This window comes from Limnomicrobium aquaticum, assembly GCF_040545545.1.
GTDB classification, from domain to species: domain Bacteria; phylum Pseudomonadota; class Alphaproteobacteria; order Rhizobiales; family Rhizobiaceae; genus Ensifer_A; species Ensifer_A aquaticum.
This window is the reverse complement of record NZ_JBEPMB010000007.1, coordinates 81911-97452: the sequence shown is the minus strand read 5'-3', so window position 1 is coordinate 97452 and position 15542 is coordinate 81911. Positions and strand designations below refer to the sequence as shown.

The 15542-nt window shown below is 59.9% G+C and carries 15 protein-coding genes and 1 tRNA gene; 10 read left to right on the top strand and 6 right to left on the bottom strand.

From position 1 onward, the window contains the following. Positions 1 to 41 precede the first annotated feature (41 nt). The 6 genes from arsK to ABID16_RS18540 all read left to right on the top strand — a co-directional run bounded on the left by arsK (position 42) and on the right by ABID16_RS18540 (position 6850). Positions 42 to 1244 carry an arsenite efflux MFS transporter ArsK gene (gene arsK / locus ABID16_RS18565; RefSeq protein WP_354557858.1) on the top strand — a complete coding sequence of 401 codons (1203 nt, stop codon included), beginning with the start codon at positions 42 to 44 and terminating at the stop codon, positions 1242 to 1244. A gap of 170 nt (positions 1245 to 1414) precedes the next feature. After that, positions 1415 to 1684, top strand: a complete 270-nt coding sequence (rpsO, locus tag ABID16_RS18560) for a 30S ribosomal protein S15 (protein ID WP_354557857.1) — start codon at positions 1415 to 1417, stop codon at positions 1682 to 1684. A 304-nt stretch (positions 1685 to 1988) separates the two neighbouring features. After that, positions 1989 to 4139 carry a polyribonucleotide nucleotidyltransferase gene (gene pnp / locus ABID16_RS18555; RefSeq protein WP_354557855.1) on the top strand — a complete coding sequence of 717 codons (2151 nt, stop codon included), beginning with the start codon at positions 1989 to 1991 and terminating at the stop codon, positions 4137 to 4139. A 72-nt stretch (positions 4140 to 4211) separates the two neighbouring features. Then, positions 4212 to 5228, top strand: coding sequence for a class I SAM-dependent methyltransferase (locus ABID16_RS18550; RefSeq protein WP_354557854.1), 1017 nt, complete (start codon positions 4212 to 4214; stop codon positions 5226 to 5228). A gap of 149 nt (positions 5229 to 5377) precedes the next feature. Continuing rightward, positions 5378 to 6442 (top strand): AraC family transcriptional regulator, encoded by a 1065-nt coding sequence (locus ABID16_RS18545; RefSeq protein ID WP_354557853.1) that lies wholly within the window; start codon positions 5378 to 5380, stop codon positions 6440 to 6442. Positions 6443 to 6601: 159 nt separating this feature from the next. Then, positions 6602 to 6850, top strand: a complete 249-nt coding sequence (locus ABID16_RS18540) for a LuxR C-terminal-related transcriptional regulator (protein WP_354557852.1) — start codon at positions 6602 to 6604, stop codon at positions 6848 to 6850. A 172-nt stretch (positions 6851 to 7022) separates the two neighbouring features. Here the strand turns inward: ABID16_RS18540 and fabI are convergent, their stop codons facing one another. The 3 genes from fabI to fabA form a co-directional block, all read right to left on the bottom strand. Beyond that, positions 7023 to 7829 carry an enoyl-ACP reductase FabI gene (gene fabI / locus ABID16_RS18535; RefSeq protein ID WP_354557850.1) on the bottom strand — a complete coding sequence of 269 codons (807 nt, stop codon included), beginning with the start codon at positions 7827 to 7829 and terminating at the stop codon, positions 7023 to 7025. Positions 7830 to 7835: 6 nt separating this feature from the next. Next, entirely contained in the window at positions 7836 to 9068 is a 1233-nt protein-coding gene (fabB, locus tag ABID16_RS18530; RefSeq protein WP_354557849.1) for a beta-ketoacyl-ACP synthase I, read from the bottom strand. A gap of 142 nt (positions 9069 to 9210) precedes the next feature. After that, positions 9211 to 9726: a 3-hydroxyacyl-[acyl-carrier-protein] dehydratase FabA gene (gene fabA, locus ABID16_RS18525; protein WP_354557848.1), complete on the bottom strand. Its 516-nt coding sequence runs from the start codon at positions 9724 to 9726 to the stop codon at positions 9211 to 9213. Positions 9727 to 10160: 434 nt separating this feature from the next. Here fabA and irrA point away from each other — a divergent pair, with 434 nt between their 5' ends. Continuing rightward, positions 10161 to 10568 carry an iron response transcriptional regulator IrrA gene (irrA, locus tag ABID16_RS18520; RefSeq protein WP_354557847.1) on the top strand — a complete coding sequence of 136 codons (408 nt, stop codon included), beginning with the start codon at positions 10161 to 10163 and terminating at the stop codon, positions 10566 to 10568. A gap of 13 nt (positions 10569 to 10581) precedes the next feature. Here the strand turns inward: irrA and ABID16_RS18515 are convergent, their stop codons facing one another. Further along, positions 10582 to 11229: a trimeric intracellular cation channel family protein gene (locus ABID16_RS18515; RefSeq protein ID WP_354557846.1), complete on the bottom strand. Its 648-nt coding sequence runs from the start codon at positions 11227 to 11229 to the stop codon at positions 10582 to 10584. Between the two features lie 221 nt (positions 11230 to 11450). On the opposite strand from ABID16_RS18515, the gene ABID16_RS18510 reads away from it, so the two are divergent. Further along, positions 11451 to 12662: a vWA domain-containing protein gene (locus ABID16_RS18510; RefSeq protein ID WP_354557845.1), complete on the top strand. Its 1212-nt coding sequence runs from the start codon at positions 11451 to 11453 to the stop codon at positions 12660 to 12662. A gap of 270 nt (positions 12663 to 12932) precedes the next feature. Here the strand turns inward: ABID16_RS18510 and ABID16_RS18505 are convergent. Further along, positions 12933 to 13008, bottom strand: a tRNA-Ala gene (locus ABID16_RS18505). A 189-nt stretch (positions 13009 to 13197) separates the two neighbouring features. Beyond that, positions 13198 to 13590, bottom strand: a complete 393-nt coding sequence (locus ABID16_RS18500; RefSeq protein WP_354557844.1) for a TIGR02300 family protein — start codon at positions 13588 to 13590, stop codon at positions 13198 to 13200. Positions 13591 to 13904: 314 nt separating this feature from the next. Between ABID16_RS18500 and ABID16_RS18495 the strand changes: the two genes are divergently transcribed. Then, complete coding sequence (locus ABID16_RS18495; protein ID WP_354557843.1) at positions 13905 to 14480, top strand: transglycosylase SLT domain-containing protein; 576 nt, start codon at positions 13905 to 13907, stop codon at positions 14478 to 14480. A gap of 560 nt (positions 14481 to 15040) precedes the next feature. Beyond that, entirely contained in the window at positions 15041 to 15529 is a 489-nt protein-coding gene (locus ABID16_RS18490; protein ID WP_354557842.1) for a MarR family winged helix-turn-helix transcriptional regulator, read from the top strand. Positions 15530 to 15542: the final 13 nt, after the last annotated feature.

Here is a 15542-nt window from a genome sequence, read left to right as displayed (position 1 = left end):
TGGCTTTGCGCCACTCTCTCCCCCTGTCCATGAGCTTTCCTTTGACCCAAGCTTCCACCCGCAGATCGCTCGCCATTGTCGCTGCGCTGGGTCTGACGCAGATCGTCGGCTACGGAACGCTCTATTACAGCTTCAGCATTCTGGCGCCTGCGATGGCGGCGGACGTCGGGTTGAGCCGGGAAGCCGTGTTCGGCACGTTTTCGGCCGCGCTTCTGGCGGGCGGGTTTGCGGCTCCCTTCATGGGCGGCTGGATGGACCGGTTTGGTGCTGCCCGCATGATGGCGTTGGGCTCGGTTTGCTGCACAGTCTTGCTTTCGCTCTGCGCCGTGTCACCGACAGGCTGGCTCTTTGGGCTGGCGGTTATTCTCACTCAGATAGCGACCGGTCTCGTGACCTATCAGGCGGCGTTTGCCGCGCTGGTTCAGCATGGGCCGCAAAGCGCGACCCGCAACATTACCTATCTGACGCTGATCGCGGGCTTTGCGTCCAGCATCTTCTGGCCGATTACGACAACCCTTGCTGCGCATTTCGGCTGGCGTGAGATTTACCTGATCTTTGCCGGGCTCAATCTGGCGCTTTGCCTGCCTGTGCATCTCGTTCTGGCCCGCGGGCGGGCGAGAGCGATGGAAACGGTCTCGGGATCGTTGGGGGCGGTGCCCGTTGAAGGTGCTCTGTCACCCTGGCTGCGGCGGCGCGCCATGCTGGTCGTTTCGCTTGCCTTCGCGCTGTCGGGTTTTGCACTGTCCTCGCTGCTCGTTCACATGGTGCCGATGCTCGGCGCGATGGGGCTTGGAGCGGCGGCCGTTACCGTCAGCGCGCTTTTCGGCCCGGCGCAGGTGGCGAGCCGGCTGGTCAACATGATCTTCGGCGCGCGGCTTTCGCCGACGGGTCTTGCTATCTTTTCGACGGCGCTGATTGCGCTTGGCGGCGTATTGCTCGCGGTAACGCAGGGCCATGTAGCCGGGGCGGTCGTCTTCGCGCTCTCGGTTGGCATGGGCTCGGGTATCGGGAGCATCGCACAAGGGTCCGTGCCGCTGCATCTCTTCGGGTCGCAGGGCTATGGCGCCATTGCCGGACGGATGACGGCGGTGCGGCTGGTGGCAAGTGCTGCCGCCCCCGCCTTCTTCGCACTGGCCATGGAGCGGCTGGGCATTCCCGTCTCGCTCCTTCTCAACGCTGCCATCGGCGCGCTCGGCATGATCGGCTTCGCGCTGGTCGGGCGCTGGGTCCGGCAGGGCGGCTGAGGCCGGGCGAATGGTAAGGCTGCGTGGAAACGCCGCCTCTTCCATTCCGCAAGACTTTCCTGTATAGCGGCCCCAGCTTTGGGCAGCTTGCCCGAAAGCTTCATGGCCGAAGCTGGACGACATCCCGGCTTGTGGCGTCCGATTACTCCTTAATATGAAAGGATCACACGATGTCGATCACTGCTGAGCGCAAGACGGCCCTCATCAAGGAATATGCAACGTTCGAAGGCGACACCGGCTCTCCGGAAGTCCAGGTTGCCATCCTGACGGAACGCATCAACAACCTGACGGACCATTTCAAGGACCACAAGAAGGATAACCATTCCCGCCGTGGCCTGCTGACGATGGTTTCCAGCCGCCGTTCGCTTCTTGATTACCTCAAGAAGAAGGACGAAGCCCGTTACACCAAGCTGATTGGTGCCCTGGGCATCCGCCGCTAATAGTTTCAGGGCCGGCGCGCCAACAGGTGTAGCCGGCCTTGTTGCACCGTCTAGGCGGTGTTTTTGAATTCTCCGTCCCGTTTCAACCGGGGTGGGGCGCTGGCAATCCGGATGGGCCGGAATGCCGCAACTTAACCGTTGGCCTGTCATGGGGCAGGATTGCCGGATGCTTTTGGTGGGAATGTCTCACCAGTGGGACCAAAGCTTCCTGTTGTCTTGCCCGTGATGTGCTGCACCAAAGGCGATCAGCGCGTGCTGCCCGAATGGGTTGCCGGCCGATCCGCCTTACATCGAAGGACAAGATATGTTCGAGACTCACAAGGTCGAAATCGAGTGGGCAGGCCGCCCGCTCATCCTGGAAACCGGCAAGATCGCCCGTCAGGCTGACGGCGCAGTTCTCGCCACCTACGGCGAAACCGTCGTTCTCGCCACCGTCGTTTCGGCCAAGTCGCCGAAGCCGGGCCAGGACTTCTTCCCGCTGACCGTCAACTACCAGGAAAAGACCTATGCCGCCGGCAAGATCCCGGGTGGCTATTTCAAGCGCGAAGGCCGCCCGTCGGAAAAGGAAACGCTGGTTTCCCGCCTGATCGACCGTCCGATCCGTCCGCTTTTCCCGGAAGGCTACAAGAACGACACCCAGGTTGTCGTCACCGTCGTCCAGCACGACCTTGAAAACGATCCGGACGTTCTGTCGATGGTTGCCACCTCGGCTGCCCTGACACTCTCCGGCGTTCCCTTCATGGGCCCGGTCGGCGGCGCGCGCGTTGGCTATATCAACGGCGAATACGTTCTGAACCCGCATATCGACGAGATGGACGAGTCGACGCTCGACCTCGTTGTTGCCGGCACGTCGGATGCCGTTCTGATGGTTGAGTCCGAAGCCAAGGAACTCAGCGAAGAGGTCATGCTTGGCGCCGTCATGTTCGGCCACAAGGGCTTCCAGCCGGTGATCGACGCGATCATAAAGCTTGCCGAAGTCGCCGCCAAGGAGCCGCGCGAATTCGAACCGGAAGACTATTCCGCGCTCGAAAACGAAATGCTCGGCCTTGCCGAAACCGAACTGCGCGCTGCCTACAGGATCACCGAGAAGGCTGCCCGCTACGCCGCCGTCGACGCAGTCAAGGCCAAGGTGAAGGCACACTTCACCCCCGCAGACGGTGAAGCAGCCAAGTATACCGCTGAAGAAATCGGCGCGACCTTCAAGCACCTGCAGGCGAAGATCGTTCGCTGGAACATCCTCGACACCAAGAGCCGCATCGATGGCCGTGACCTCGTCACCGTCCGTCCGATCGTCTCGGAAGTCGGCATCCTGCCGCGCACGCATGGTTCGGCTCTCTTCACACGCGGCGAAACGCAGGCGATCGTTGTCGCCACGCTCGGCACCGGCGAAGACGAACAGTATGTCGACAGCCTCACGGGCATGTACAAGGAACGCTTCCTGCTGCACTACAACTTCCCGCCCTACTCGGTTGGTGAAACGGGTCGCATGGGCTCGCCGGGCCGCCGCGAAATCGGCCATGGCAAGCTCGCATGGCGTGCGATCCGCCCGATGCTGCCGTCGGTGGAGCAGTTCCCCTACACGCTGCGCGTCGTTTCGGAAATCACCGAGTCGAACGGCTCCTCGTCGATGGCAACCGTCTGCGGCACCTCGCTGGCGCTGATGGATGCAGGCGTTCCGCTTGCCAAGCCGGTCGCCGGTATCGCCATGGGCCTCATCCTCGAAGGCGACCGTTTTGCGGTTCTCTCCGACATCCTGGGTGACGAAGACCACCTCGGCGACATGGACTTCAAGGTTGCTGGTACTGCCGACGGCATCACCTCGCTGCAGATGGACATCAAGATCGCCGGCATCACCGAAGAGATCATGAAGGTCGCTCTCGGTCAGGCCCAGGGCGGCCGCAAGCACATCCTCGGCGAAATGGCGAACGCCATCTCCGAAAGCCGTGGCCAGCTCGGCGAATTCGCTCCGCGCATCGAAGTCATGAACATCCCGGTCGACAAGATCCGTGAAGTCATCGGTTCGGGCGGCAAGGTCATCCGCGAAATCGTCGAAAAGACCGGCGCGAAGATCAACATCGAAGACGACGGCACCGTCAAGATCGCCTCTGCCTCGGGCAAGGAAATCGAAGCGGCCCGCAAGTGGATCCACTCCATCGTTGCAGAACCGGAAGTCGGCGCGATCTACGAAGGCACGGTCGTCAAGACCGCCGACTTCGGCGCATTCGTCAACTTCTTCGGTGCGCGTGACGGTCTCGTCCACATCTCGCAGCTCGCCGGCGACCGCGTTGCCAAGACGACAGACGTCGTCAAGGAAGGCCAGAAGGTCTGGGTCAAGCTCATGGGATTCGACGAGCGCGGCAAGGTTCGCCTCTCCATGAAGGTTGTCGACCAGGCGACCGGCAAGGAAGTTCCGGCTGCCGAGAAGAAGTCCAAGGATGAAGGCGACGCTGAATAAGCTTTCGCCATTCCCGATCGGGCGCGGGACCAGTTCCCGCGCCTTTTTTGTTTGAACACGGATTTGACCACCATGGCCCGCGACGCGCTGAAAACCCTTTTCCATCCCTTCGACACCGGAACGCTCGATACGCCCGGCGCGGAGCAGAAGGCATTGTTCCTCGGGGCTGAAGCGGGCTTCCGCCTGCCGGAAGGCTTTGCTGCCGAGATCGCCTGTGTGCAGGGCTTCCGCCCTGTCTACAATCGTCTGGTCGCTGGCGGGGCTACGGCCACGCCGGATGCGCAGGACAGCGAATACGATCTGGCGCTGGTGCTCTGCGACAAGTTCAAGGGTGGTAACGAGGCGCGCATGGCCGAGGCGCTGCGGCGCACGAAGCCCGGCGCGATGATCGTCGTGGCTGGCGGTAAGGAAGACGGTATCGAGGCGTTGCGCAAGCGCATCGTCAAGCTTGGCGTCCTTTGCGACTACATGCCGAAATATCACGGTCAGGCCGTCTGGTTCGTGCGTCCCGAGAATGCCGAGGCGCTTGCCGCCACGTTCGCGCCGGAACCTGCCATGGTCGAGGGCCGCTTCCGCACGGCACCGGGCATGTTCTCCTATGCGGAGGTCGATGCAGGCTCGGAACTGCTGGCTGGTCGCCTGCCGACCGATCTCGACGGCGCTGCCGCCGATCTTGGTGCTGGTTGGGGCTATCTCTCCGTCATGCTTGCGGACGCCTCGCCGCGCCTGAAGACGCTCGACCTCTATGAGGCGGACTATGCAGCCTTGCAGATGGCCAAGGGCAATCTTGCTGCCGAGCATCCCGGTATCGCCTCGCATGCCAACTGGCACGACGTGGCCGGCGAAGAGATCAAGGCGAAATACGATTTCGTCATCATGAACCCGCCCTTTCACGAGGGCCATGCTGCCGATCCGGCGCTGGGCCGCGCCTTCGTCAGGCGTGCGGCGGATATCCTGAAGATCGGCGGCAGTCTGCTTATGGTCGCCAATCGGGGTCTGCCTTACGAGGACACGCTGGCGACGCTGTTCAAGGCGCATGGCGAGACCTGCCGCAATGCGCGCTACAAGGTTCTCTGGGCGCGCAAATAACCGGCCCTCTACAGTTTTGTCTTCAACGGCTCTGAGTCCTGTGCCGTGCAAAGCGCGCCGCAAGCGCTTTGGATGACCTGACATCTAGACTTTTTCAGATATATGTGTGTCTTTACTTTAGGCACCACTTATTTGACATGCGGACTGCTATGCTGGAGGAGGCTTATTCGGATCGTTACAGCATCGTGTCCGGGATGGGCGCGGGGCTCACCGAGTTTGCGCAAAACCTGGGGCTTGATATCCGCCCGGAATGCCGGCGTCTCGGGATCGATCCTTCCCTCTTCAATTCCATGGTCGACCGGGTGAGCCTCGGCCGCTTCTGTGTGCTTCTCGAATATTGCGCGGAAACGACCAAGGATGAGACGTTCGGTCTCAGATTCGGTCTGCAATACAAGGCCGGTTCGACGGGACCGTTCGGCTACGGCCTGATGGCCGCGCCGACGCTCGAACATTTCCTGCGTTTCCAGACCGAGCATATGCAATACAGCGCGCAGACGAGTTACGGCCGCTTGGAGGCAGAGGGGGACTATCTCGTCTATCGCTGGACATTCGCTCCTGTCATTCTCAAACGCGACCAGTTTGTCGATCTGGGCATAACACTGGTCATGCGCCATATCCGCGGCCTGTTTGGGGGCAAGACGGCCGATATCGAGGTGGAGCTGGAACGGAAGGCCCCAGCCGATCCGCGACCGTTCCGGGAAAACATCGCGCGCAACCTCACATTTGACGCGCGTATCAATAGTCTTTGGGTTCCGTCCTCGCTTCTGTCGCTGCCCAATCCCCATGGCGATCCGAAACTTTTCGAACTGATGGACCTGCAATGCCGGCAGCTTCGCCCCGAATTGACCGAGGAAGCGGATTTCCGGGAGGAGATGGAGCGGTTCATTCTGTCACGCATGACGGAAGATGAAATTACGCTCGCCTCGGCGGCAAGCTTCTTCGGAGTGTCGGAACGGACGCTTCAGCGGCGGCTTGCCGAGCTTGATACGACGCTGAATGAACTGCGAGACAGTATGCGGCGAAGGCTCGCGGAGCAACTGATGGCCAAGACCGCACTCAGCGCCACGGAAGTGTCCTACAGGCTCGGCTATTCCGCACCGAGCGTCTTCACCCGGTCCTTTCATCGCTGGTTCGGGACGACACCTCGGGCGTATCGCAGCCTCAGTCGTGCGCAGAATTTGACAAAGGTCAAAGACTCTATCTCCCATTCGTAAGATTGTGTTCCAGTGTCAAGCGATTGGCATAGTCTGTCAAAGACAGATTGATAAATCCGGTTTATATATTCGCTCATGATGCGCGGATCCATCCGGATTGAGCGCATAATTTTTTTCGCGCAATTTAAAGCGCTTTGACACCGTCCTTTGGAGACTATCGTGGCCATTCCTTCGCGTATGGTCGGCGAGAGCGTTTCGCTTGCCGAAACCTTGACCCGCTCGGAACTGAAATGCCTGGCATTAACTGCGTCGGGGCACAGTGTGGAATCGATTGCGCGCAAACTGGCGCTGGCGACCCATGAGGTCGAGACCTTGCTGTTCTGCGCCGAGCGCAAGCTGAGTGCGCAGAACCGTCTGCATGCGGTCTGTCTTGCCGCCTCCATGAACGTCATTGAGTGCAATGATTAATCCGGGGATGACAAACGGCGCTTGAAGTTTATGCGTATGGGCTGTCGGTCTTGATGCCTTTGGCTGCCATTGACCTGATTGCCATCGCGCCGAAGGCGGACCCATCCTACGGAAAAGGCCCGGTCGCTCCCAACGACCGGGCCTTGTCATTTTCAGCAATGCCTTGCAGCTGTCAGTCCTGGTCGGACCTCATCAGCTGGTCGAGGACTGGCATGGACGTGATGTTATAGCCGGCATCGACATAATGGACTTCACCCGTCACGCCACGCGACAGGTCGCTGAGCAGATAGAGCGCGGAGCCGCCGATATCCTCGATGGAGGCCGTGCGGCGCAGGGGCGCGTTTTTCTGGTTCCACGAATACATGGCGCGGGCGTCTGAAATCCCCGCGCCCGCCAACGTGCGCACCGGGCCCGCCGAGATCGCATTCACGCGGATATCACGCGGGCCGTAATCGGCAGCGAGATAGCGCATCGAGGCTTCAAGGGCTGCCTTGGCAACGCCCATGACGTTGTAGTTGGGGATGACGCGCTGCGAGCCGTTATAGGTCAGCGTCAGGATCGAGCCACCCGGGTTCATCATTGCGGCGGCGCGCTTGGCGATTTCCGTGAAGGAGAAGCAGGAGATGACCATGGTGCGCACGAAATTTTCGCGCGTGGTGTCTGCGTAGAGGCCCTTCAGCTCGTTCTTGTCGGAGAAGCCTATGGCGTGCACGACGAAGTCGATCGTGCCCCAGCGCTCCTTCAGCGCCGCGAAAACGGCATCCACAGAGGCGATGTCCTCGACGTCGCAGGGAAGAACGATATCGGAATTGACCTCGGCCGCCAGCGGCTTCACGCGCTTTCCAAGTGCTTCGCCCTGGAAGGTGAATGCGAGTTCGGCACCCTGCGCATGGAGCGCCTTGGAGATTCCCCAAGCGATGGAATGGTTGTTGGCGACCCCCATGATGAGGCCGCGTTTACCCTGCATGAAACCCGACATGGACGATTACCCGTTATAGCGCTGGAAGACCAGCGTGGCATTGGTGCCGCCAAAACCAAAGGAGTTGGACAGGACAGTGTCGATCTTGGCGTCGTCGATGCGCTTGCGCACGATCGGTACGCCGTCGAATTCCGGGTCCAGTTCGGTGATGTGCGCGCTTTCGCCGATGAAACGGTTCTGCATCATCAGGAGGCCGTAAATGGATTCCTGCACGCCGGCAGCGCCCAGCGAGTGGCCGGTCAGCGACTTGGTCGACTGGATATGCGGGATGCGGTCGCCGAAGACCTCGCGAATCGCGCCGATTTCCTTGCTGTCGCCGACCGGCGTGGAGGTGCCGTGCGTGTTGATATAGTCAACCTCGCCCTGAACGGTCTTCAGCGCCTGGCGCATGCAGCGGGCAGCACCTTCACCCGAGGGGGCCACCATGTCGTATCCGTCGGAGGTCGCGCCATAGCCGGTGATTTCGGCATAGATCTTCGCTCCGCGGGCCTTGGCATGTTCCAGCTCTTCAAGAACCAGAACGCCGGCGCCGCCAGCGATGACGAAGCCGTCACGCGAGACGTCATACGCGCGGGACGCCGTTGCCGGAGTATCATTGTACTTCGAAGACATGGCGCCCATGGCGTCGAAGAGGTTGGACATGGTCCAGTCGAGGTCTTCGTGGCCACCGGCGAACATCATGTCCTGCTTGCCCCACTGGATCATTTCAGCGGCATTGCCGATGCAATGCGCCGAGGTCGAGCAGGCGGACGAGATGGAATAGTTGACGCCGTGGATCTTGAACCAGGTGGCAAGCGTGGCGGACGCCGTCGAGGACATGGCCTTCGGCACGGCGAACGGGCCGATGCGCTTCGGGCTCTTGTTGGCGCGGGTGATGTCGGCCGCTTCCACCACCTGACGGGTGGAGGGGCCCCCGGAGCCCATGATGATGCCGACGCGCTCGTTTTCCGCGTAGTCGCTCTCGGAAATGCCGGCATCTGCGATCGCCTGTTTCATGGCGACGTGGTTCCAGGCGCCACCCTGGCTCAGGAAGCGCATGGCGCGGCGGTCAACCATCTCGGCGAGCTGTTCGGTGCCGAGCGTCGGGCGGCCCCAGACCTGGCAGCGGAAGCCGTGCTCGGCAAAGTCCGGCGACGCGCTGATGCCCGAACGGGCACCTTTAAGCGACTGCGTGACTTCTTCGGCATTGTTACCGATGGATGAAACAATTCCGAGACCCGTGATGACGACCCGTCTCATGTATCCTACCTTTTTCTAGCCAGATGCGTGAAAGAGCCGTCGAGGCCTTTCCCCACCCTTCAAGTCTGCCGCATGCCGAACGGCCGCGCGCAGGATTGTGCGTGCCGCCCAAATGCGGCTCAATTCAGTACCCGACGATCGGTCAGGCGGTCTTTTCCTTGAAAAGGCCGACGCGGAGGTCGGTGGCCTTGAACACCTCTTCGCCATCGGCCTTGACCCAGCCGTCTGCGGTGCCCAGCACGAGGCGGCCGCGCATGACGCGCTTGAAGTCGATGCCGAATTCGACAAGCTTCGTTTGAGGCGTGATCTGGCCGGTGAACTTCACTTCGCCCGTGGAGAGCGCGCGGCCCTTCCCGGGTTCTCCCAGCCAGCCGAGATAGAAGCCCGTCAGCTGCCATAGTGCATCGAGACCGAGGCAGCCGGGCATGACCGGGTCGCCTTCGAAATGGCAGGGGAAGAACCAGAGGTCCGGCGTGATGTCGAACTCGGCGCGGGCAAAGCCCTTGTCGTTCGGGCCGCCGGTTTCGGAGATTTCCGTAATCCGGTGCAACATGAGCATCGGCGGCAGCGGCAATTGCGCATTGCCGGGACCGAACATCTGCCCATGCGAGCAGGTCAAAATCTCTTCATATGTAAAACTGGATTTCCTGGAGGTCATCAAATGCAGGTCCCTAATTCCGTCTGCGAACCGAGTTCTGAGTTCAGCTCCGACATTGCCTACCTTGCAAAAGGCTCAGGAGAATGTCGCTCCGCAAGCCTCTAGCAAAAAATTGAACGTGGGGGAAACTCCCAAGGCTCGGATGCCAGGCGCCCGCCTCTTATGGCGCCTGACGCTGGCCCTTGCAATTCCCTCTTGAGCACTCGCCCGTTGCCGGCCCCTATACCAGCTTTATTCTGCGGTTTCTTAGTCGAGTTGCAAGCCTGCAGCCAGTGCTGTTTTCATGTCGGGCTGCTTAACGACAGGTTTTTGCCGCCATCTGCTATCATGAAGCGGTTGCAAGCGGCGTATCCGCGCGATATATGATAAACAGTAGTGAATTCATCCACTTTTATGCCGGACGAACAAGCGGCTTGAGACGTATGGACCCGATAATGCTTCCCGATACCGAGAGCAGGCTGCGTGATTCCGGCTTGCGGCCGACGCGCCAGCGTATTGCTTTGGCCGAACTGCTGTTCGCTAAGGGCGACCGCCATCTGACGGCCGAGGAGTTGCATGAAGAGGCGACCTTTGCCGGCGTACCTGTGTCGCTGGCGACAGTGTATAACACGTTGCATCAGTTTACCGAAGCGGGTCTTTTGCGCGTTCTCGCCATCGAGAGCGCAAAGACCTACTTCGATACCAATGTCTCCGACCATCATCATTTCTATGTCGAAGGCGATAGCGAAGTGGTCGATATTCCGGTCAGCAATCTCGAGATCAGCAATCTGCCGGAGCCGCCAGAAGGCATGGAAATTGCCCATGTCGACGTGGTGATCCGTTTGCGGCGCAAAGCGCGCTGACCGGCGGTCGCCGTTAACGCCGCATGGACGGGATATCGTCCGGGTGGCGGCCGGGGCGCTGGCGATAGCCTGTGAGGCGCCAGCCGAATTTCAGCGCGCCGCCGCGAATGGCGAAGGCAACGAGCGCTCCAAGGGCTGCCGAAAGGGCATATGACAGATCAAGCTGCACCAGCGCGGTATAGGCGCCGGCGCCCGCAAGCGCAGCTGTCACATAGATTTCCGGCCGCAGCAACACGGACGGTTCCCCTGTCAGGAGATCCCGCAGAATGCCGCCGAAAGCTGCGGTGAGCACTCCGGTGACGATGGCCACTGTCGGCGAACCGGATGTTTCCAGACCCTTTTGAGCGCCGATGACGCAATAGGCGGCAAGCCCGATGGCATCGAGCCAGAGCAGCCAGACATAGCGCGATTCAAGTAGATGGGCGGTGAAGAAAAGCAGCACGGCGACGCCTGCGCAGACCATGATGTAGATGGGATTGACGACCCAGAAGACCGGCAGGTTGCCGAGGATCAGGTCTCTGAACGTGCCGCCGCCGACAGCCGTCACGACCGCAAGAAACAGGAAGCCAATGATGTCCATCTGCTTTCGTGATGCAGACAGGGCGCCCGTCGCCGCGAAAACCGCGATCCCCGAATAGTTCAGGATGTCGGCGAATCCCATCGGTCCCTCCCGGTCTCTGGCCGCTTTTTCCGCAAGCTAGGCCTTCGACCTTCCGTGAGGCTTGAGCCCGATCGTCTCGGGGATCGTTGAAAAACGCTTAAGCGAAATGCGCGTTTTGTCGAAAATCGGTTCATATTTAAGTTTTTCTGGATGTTGGAAGGAACATGTTAATTCCCCGCCGCCTATAAAATGCCGTCTGCCAGCACGGAAGTTGAAACGTCATGCGCATTCTTGGCTCCATGAAGTCGAAAGTTCGCCGCCTTGCGCGCGATATGCGCGGCAATTTCGGCATCCTTGCCGCTCTTCTCATTCCGGTGATCCTGGCCGCTGTCGCCACCAGCATGGATATTTCGAAACTTCTATCCGACAAGGGGAGGCTGTCTTCCGCGCTGGACGCTGCCTCGCTTGCCACGGCCTCGGCGCTCACCAATGGCGACATCACGACGGCCCAGGCACAGGACTTCGCCACGCGGATCGCTTCGGGGCAGATTTCGTCCACCATGTCGGATGCTCAGGTCAAGGAACTGAAGGCATCGCTGGTTGCGTCGGTGACCAGCCAGGGCAGTGGCAGCAAGAAGGACTACACCGTCAAGGTGACCGGAAAATTCACATCGCAGCTGCTCGCCTTTTCCGGGTTCCACGCCCTTGGCAATCGCACGGTTTCCGGCAGCAGCACAGCGACCAGTCAGGCGCAGACGGCGACAGCGATTTCTTTGTATCTGGTCGTGGACGAATCGGGTTCGATGGCGTGGCCTACCGAAACCGAGGACAAGTCTAAACCAAACGGCTGCTACCAGTATCCTAAGAAGGACTGGGACAAGAAGGTCTATTACGCGCCTTGCTATGTGAGCAAGATTGCTTCCTTGAAGACTGCCGCCACTGCGCTGTTTGACCAGATGGACATGATTGAGGCTTCCGATGCAACGAACTCACTTGTCCGGGCAGGCGTGAATTCGTTCAGCCATCAAGTGGAGGGACAATCAGATCTCGACTGGGGAACGAAAAAGTCGCGCACCTATGTTTCCAATCTGCCCGCAAAACCGATGGGCGGAACGGATATGACTGAAGCGCTTGACGACGCAAATGCCGCCCTGAACAGCAAGACCGAGGCCGCTGCGCAGGCCGTCAAGGGCAATGCTACCTTCAAGAAGTTCATTGTTCTTATGACAGACGGCGAGAATACCGGCGAAAGCAGCGAATGGAAGCCGGCGCTCGACGCCAAGACATTGAATACCTGCGCTTCCGCCCGCGCGGCTGGCGTGACCATCTTCACGGTCGCCTACATGGCGCCACCGAATGGCGAGACCCTTTTGAAGTCCTGTGCGGGCGAAGCATCGAACTATTACAAGGCGACCGATATGCCGTCGCTGATCAAGGCTTTCAACGACATTGGCGGCAAGGTGGCGAATCAGACGACGCGCATGACCAATTGATCTATGGCATCGATCGAACGCGCATACTGCCTTGAATTCCGCGCATCACGCCACCAGTTTATTCTCCATTGATAACCCTCATGGAGAGACGGCGTGAACAAGACTTTCGTGAAATGGACGACCTACGGCATCCTGGCGCTTGTGGCGGCATCAATGGTGGCCGTCGATCTACTGTCGGTCATTGCCGTCGAGTGAGCGCGTCAAACGCGCTCATTTCACATGCGTGACATGTTCTGCGGTTTCTATCGAAATTGAAAGTTCGTGAGGGTTTGGTGGAGCTAAGCGGGATCGAACCGCTGACCTCTTGCATGCCATGCAAGCGCTCTCCCAGCTGAGCTATAGCCCCATCCTCGCCAAGCGTTTCGCTCGACTGTCCGGGATTGGGGTCCCGGAAGGTGGCGGCTTGATAACGCTGCTTAATCGCGTTGGCAAGCCCCAAATTCGAAAGTCGGAAATTTTTATTCCGGCCCGGTCTCCGCCCCGCGAACATCACCGTCCTGTGGGGCGAAATCCCTGTTAAATCAAAAATCTTAAATCAGACTTCGTCTTCGTCGCTGTTGACGCTGATGATGCCGGACATGTCGTCGTCCTCATCGTCTTCGTCGGCTTCGAGGAAGGTATCGTCGTCATCGTCGTCGAGTTCGACGTCGTCATCGCCGAGATCGGGCAGGTCTTCCGAAGCGCCGGCCGCTTCGTCGTCGGCATCCTCCAGCGAGACGAGTTCGATTTCCGTGTTTTCGGTATCGACCTCTGCGACGTCTTCCTCTTCTTCCTTCTCCATCAGCGCGCTGACCTTCGTCTCTTCGAAGAAAGAGAGCGGATAGGACTTGCCCGTATAGGGCGAGACGATCGGATCGCGGTTCAGGTCATAGAATTTGCGGCCGGTATCCGGATCGATACGCTTTGTGCCAAGTTCTGCTTTCGCCACGGTGAAACCTCGTGTGTCGCCATTCGAAGCCCGGACGGGCCGGACTGGTGGTTGAGACGAAATAAAATCAAGCCGGTCCCATACTCATCTTGCCGCCGCCTGTCAAAGCGAAACTTAGCGGCGAAACCGGCGCCCCCCGCGATAACTGCAATTCGCCTAAAAACCGAACGTTAAGCTTCATGATTTACAAATGGTCTGAATTCCGTTCGCCGTCACGGTTTGTTGCGTGACGCGCCAGGCGCTTTCAGTCCATGCCGCCGGGCCGTTTGGTCCCGTGTTTTGTGTTTTCGGCATGTTTGTATGGAGTAGTGACGATGCGTTGGGTGTTTCTGGCATGTCTGCTGGTCTTGGCCGGCTGCGCGACCGTTCCGCGCCATACGACGAATGCCTGCGCGATGTTTGACGAGAACGACGGTTTCTTCAATAACTGGCGCGACGCCACGAAAAAGGCCGAGGCGCGCTGGGGCGTGCCTGCGCCGATCCTGCTGGCCACGATCTACACCGAATCCGGCTTCCGCTCGAATGCGCGACCGCCGCGCAAGAAGCTTCTGGGCTTCATTCCGTGGTCGCGTCCCTCGACGGCCTATGGCTATTCGCAGGCGCTTGATGGGACCTGGGCGCATTATATGGCTGAGACCGGGCGCTTTACCGCAAGTCGCACCCGGTTTGCCGACGCGGTGGATTTTGCAGGCTGGTTCCACCGCAAGAGCTACGACACGAACCGGATCGCGCTCAACGATCCCTATAACCTCTATCTCGCCTACCATTCAGGACAGCAGGGTTATGCGCGACAGAGCTATGTCGGCAATGCCGAGGCACTGAACGGCGCCCAGCGCTTCACCAAGATCGCCTACCGCTATGCGGACCAGTTGCGCACATGTCCCAATTAATGGCGGGATCATCAAATCGCCATTTTCGGTCGCCAACTTGATGCTCAGAGGCCGCCGCCTGCGGCCCGGGCGGCGCGACACCGTCCCCCATTAAAATGGTCGCGCCGTATGTGGTGTCATCGCCCCATGACGCCGCGTTATATCCCCCGGCCGCAACGGAATAGCCCCTCCGTTGCGGCCAATTTTCTTTCAAATACAGTGCCTTGAGAAGAAGGCGCGCAGGGCTTTCACGCCGCTCAGCGTGACTTTCGGATTACCAATTTGTAATCCCCGCGACCTTGAAAAGCCACATTCCGACGGCCATTTTGAACGAGTCGGCGATTGATCACGCCGCTGTCTGACAAACGGCCTGTCCCCCGCCATTGTCAGACGTGGACAAAGACCTCATCCCCCCTCTCCGGGTCTTTGTCCCCAAATCGCAAGCCGCCATGGCGTCCCCCTCCAGGCCATGGCGGCTTTTGCGTTTCCGGCTCCTTATTCGTGATTTAGTTTTCGCTTAAGTTGCATAGCCTGCTGTGGTTCCGATTGCCGCGAATCGCTGCCTCGTCTATCAGTCAGGCATGGCTTTCGACCTCTCCAGTTCCGGGATCTATCTTTCCAGCCTTCTGTCGCGAGGCTTTGCACGATCGTTTCAGGAGCGGGCGGCAAGCCTTGGTTTTGCGCCGGGGCAGTACCCGATCCTCGTCGCCCTGTGGGAAGAAGACGGGCTGACGCAGCGCCAGCTGGTCGACCGGCTCGATATCGAGCAGGCAACGATGGCCAACACGCTGGTGCGCATGGAACGGGACGGTCTCGTCGAGCGGCGGCCGCATCCGACTGACAAGCGGGCGCAGCTGCTTTTCCTCACCGAGCGCGCCCGTGGGATGCAGGCGGACGCCGAGCAGGCTGCGCGCGCGGCCGAGGACGCCATGTTCAGCGGCTTCCGCCGGTTCGAGCGAGAACTCATGCTGGAATATATGCGCTGGCTTGTCGAAAACGCCCGCAAGCTTGAACAGGACCCCCATATGGTTCCCGGACCGATTTCGGAAAGAAAACGGATTCCTGTCTGAGCCATTGTCGGTT

Excerpts from the sequence above, each read along its gene's own strand:
- fabB (WP_354557849.1), bottom strand. The coding sequence starts at position 9,068 with ATGAGACGGGTCGTCATCACGGGTCTCGGAATTGTTTCATCCATCGGT.
- rpsO (WP_354557857.1), top strand. The coding sequence starts at position 1,415 with ATGTCGATCACTGCTGAGCGCAAGACGGCCCTCATCAAGGAATATGCA.
- ABID16_RS18495 (WP_354557843.1), top strand. The coding sequence starts at position 13,905 with ATGCGTTGGGTGTTTCTGGCATGTCTGCTGGTCTTGGCCGGCTGCGCG.
- ABID16_RS18515 (WP_354557846.1), bottom strand. The coding sequence starts at position 11,229 with ATGGGATTCGCCGACATCCTGAACTATTCGGGGATCGCGGTTTTCGCG.
- fabA (WP_354557848.1), bottom strand. The coding sequence starts at position 9,726 with ATGACCTCCAGGAAATCCAGTTTTACATATGAAGAGATTTTGACCTGC.
- fabI (WP_354557850.1), bottom strand. The coding sequence starts at position 7,829 with ATGTCGGGTTTCATGCAGGGTAAACGCGGCCTCATCATGGGGGTCGCC.
- ABID16_RS18510 (WP_354557845.1), top strand. The coding sequence starts at position 11,451 with ATGCGCATTCTTGGCTCCATGAAGTCGAAAGTTCGCCGCCTTGCGCGC.
- pnp (WP_354557855.1), top strand. The coding sequence starts at position 1,989 with ATGTTCGAGACTCACAAGGTCGAAATCGAGTGGGCAGGCCGCCCGCTC.
- irrA (WP_354557847.1), top strand. The coding sequence starts at position 10,161 with ATGCTTCCCGATACCGAGAGCAGGCTGCGTGATTCCGGCTTGCGGCCG.
- ABID16_RS18545 (WP_354557853.1), top strand. The coding sequence starts at position 5,378 with ATGCTGGAGGAGGCTTATTCGGATCGTTACAGCATCGTGTCCGGGATG.
- ABID16_RS18490 (WP_354557842.1), top strand. The coding sequence starts at position 15,041 with ATGGCTTTCGACCTCTCCAGTTCCGGGATCTATCTTTCCAGCCTTCTG.
- ABID16_RS18550 (WP_354557854.1), top strand. The coding sequence starts at position 4,212 with ATGGCCCGCGACGCGCTGAAAACCCTTTTCCATCCCTTCGACACCGGA.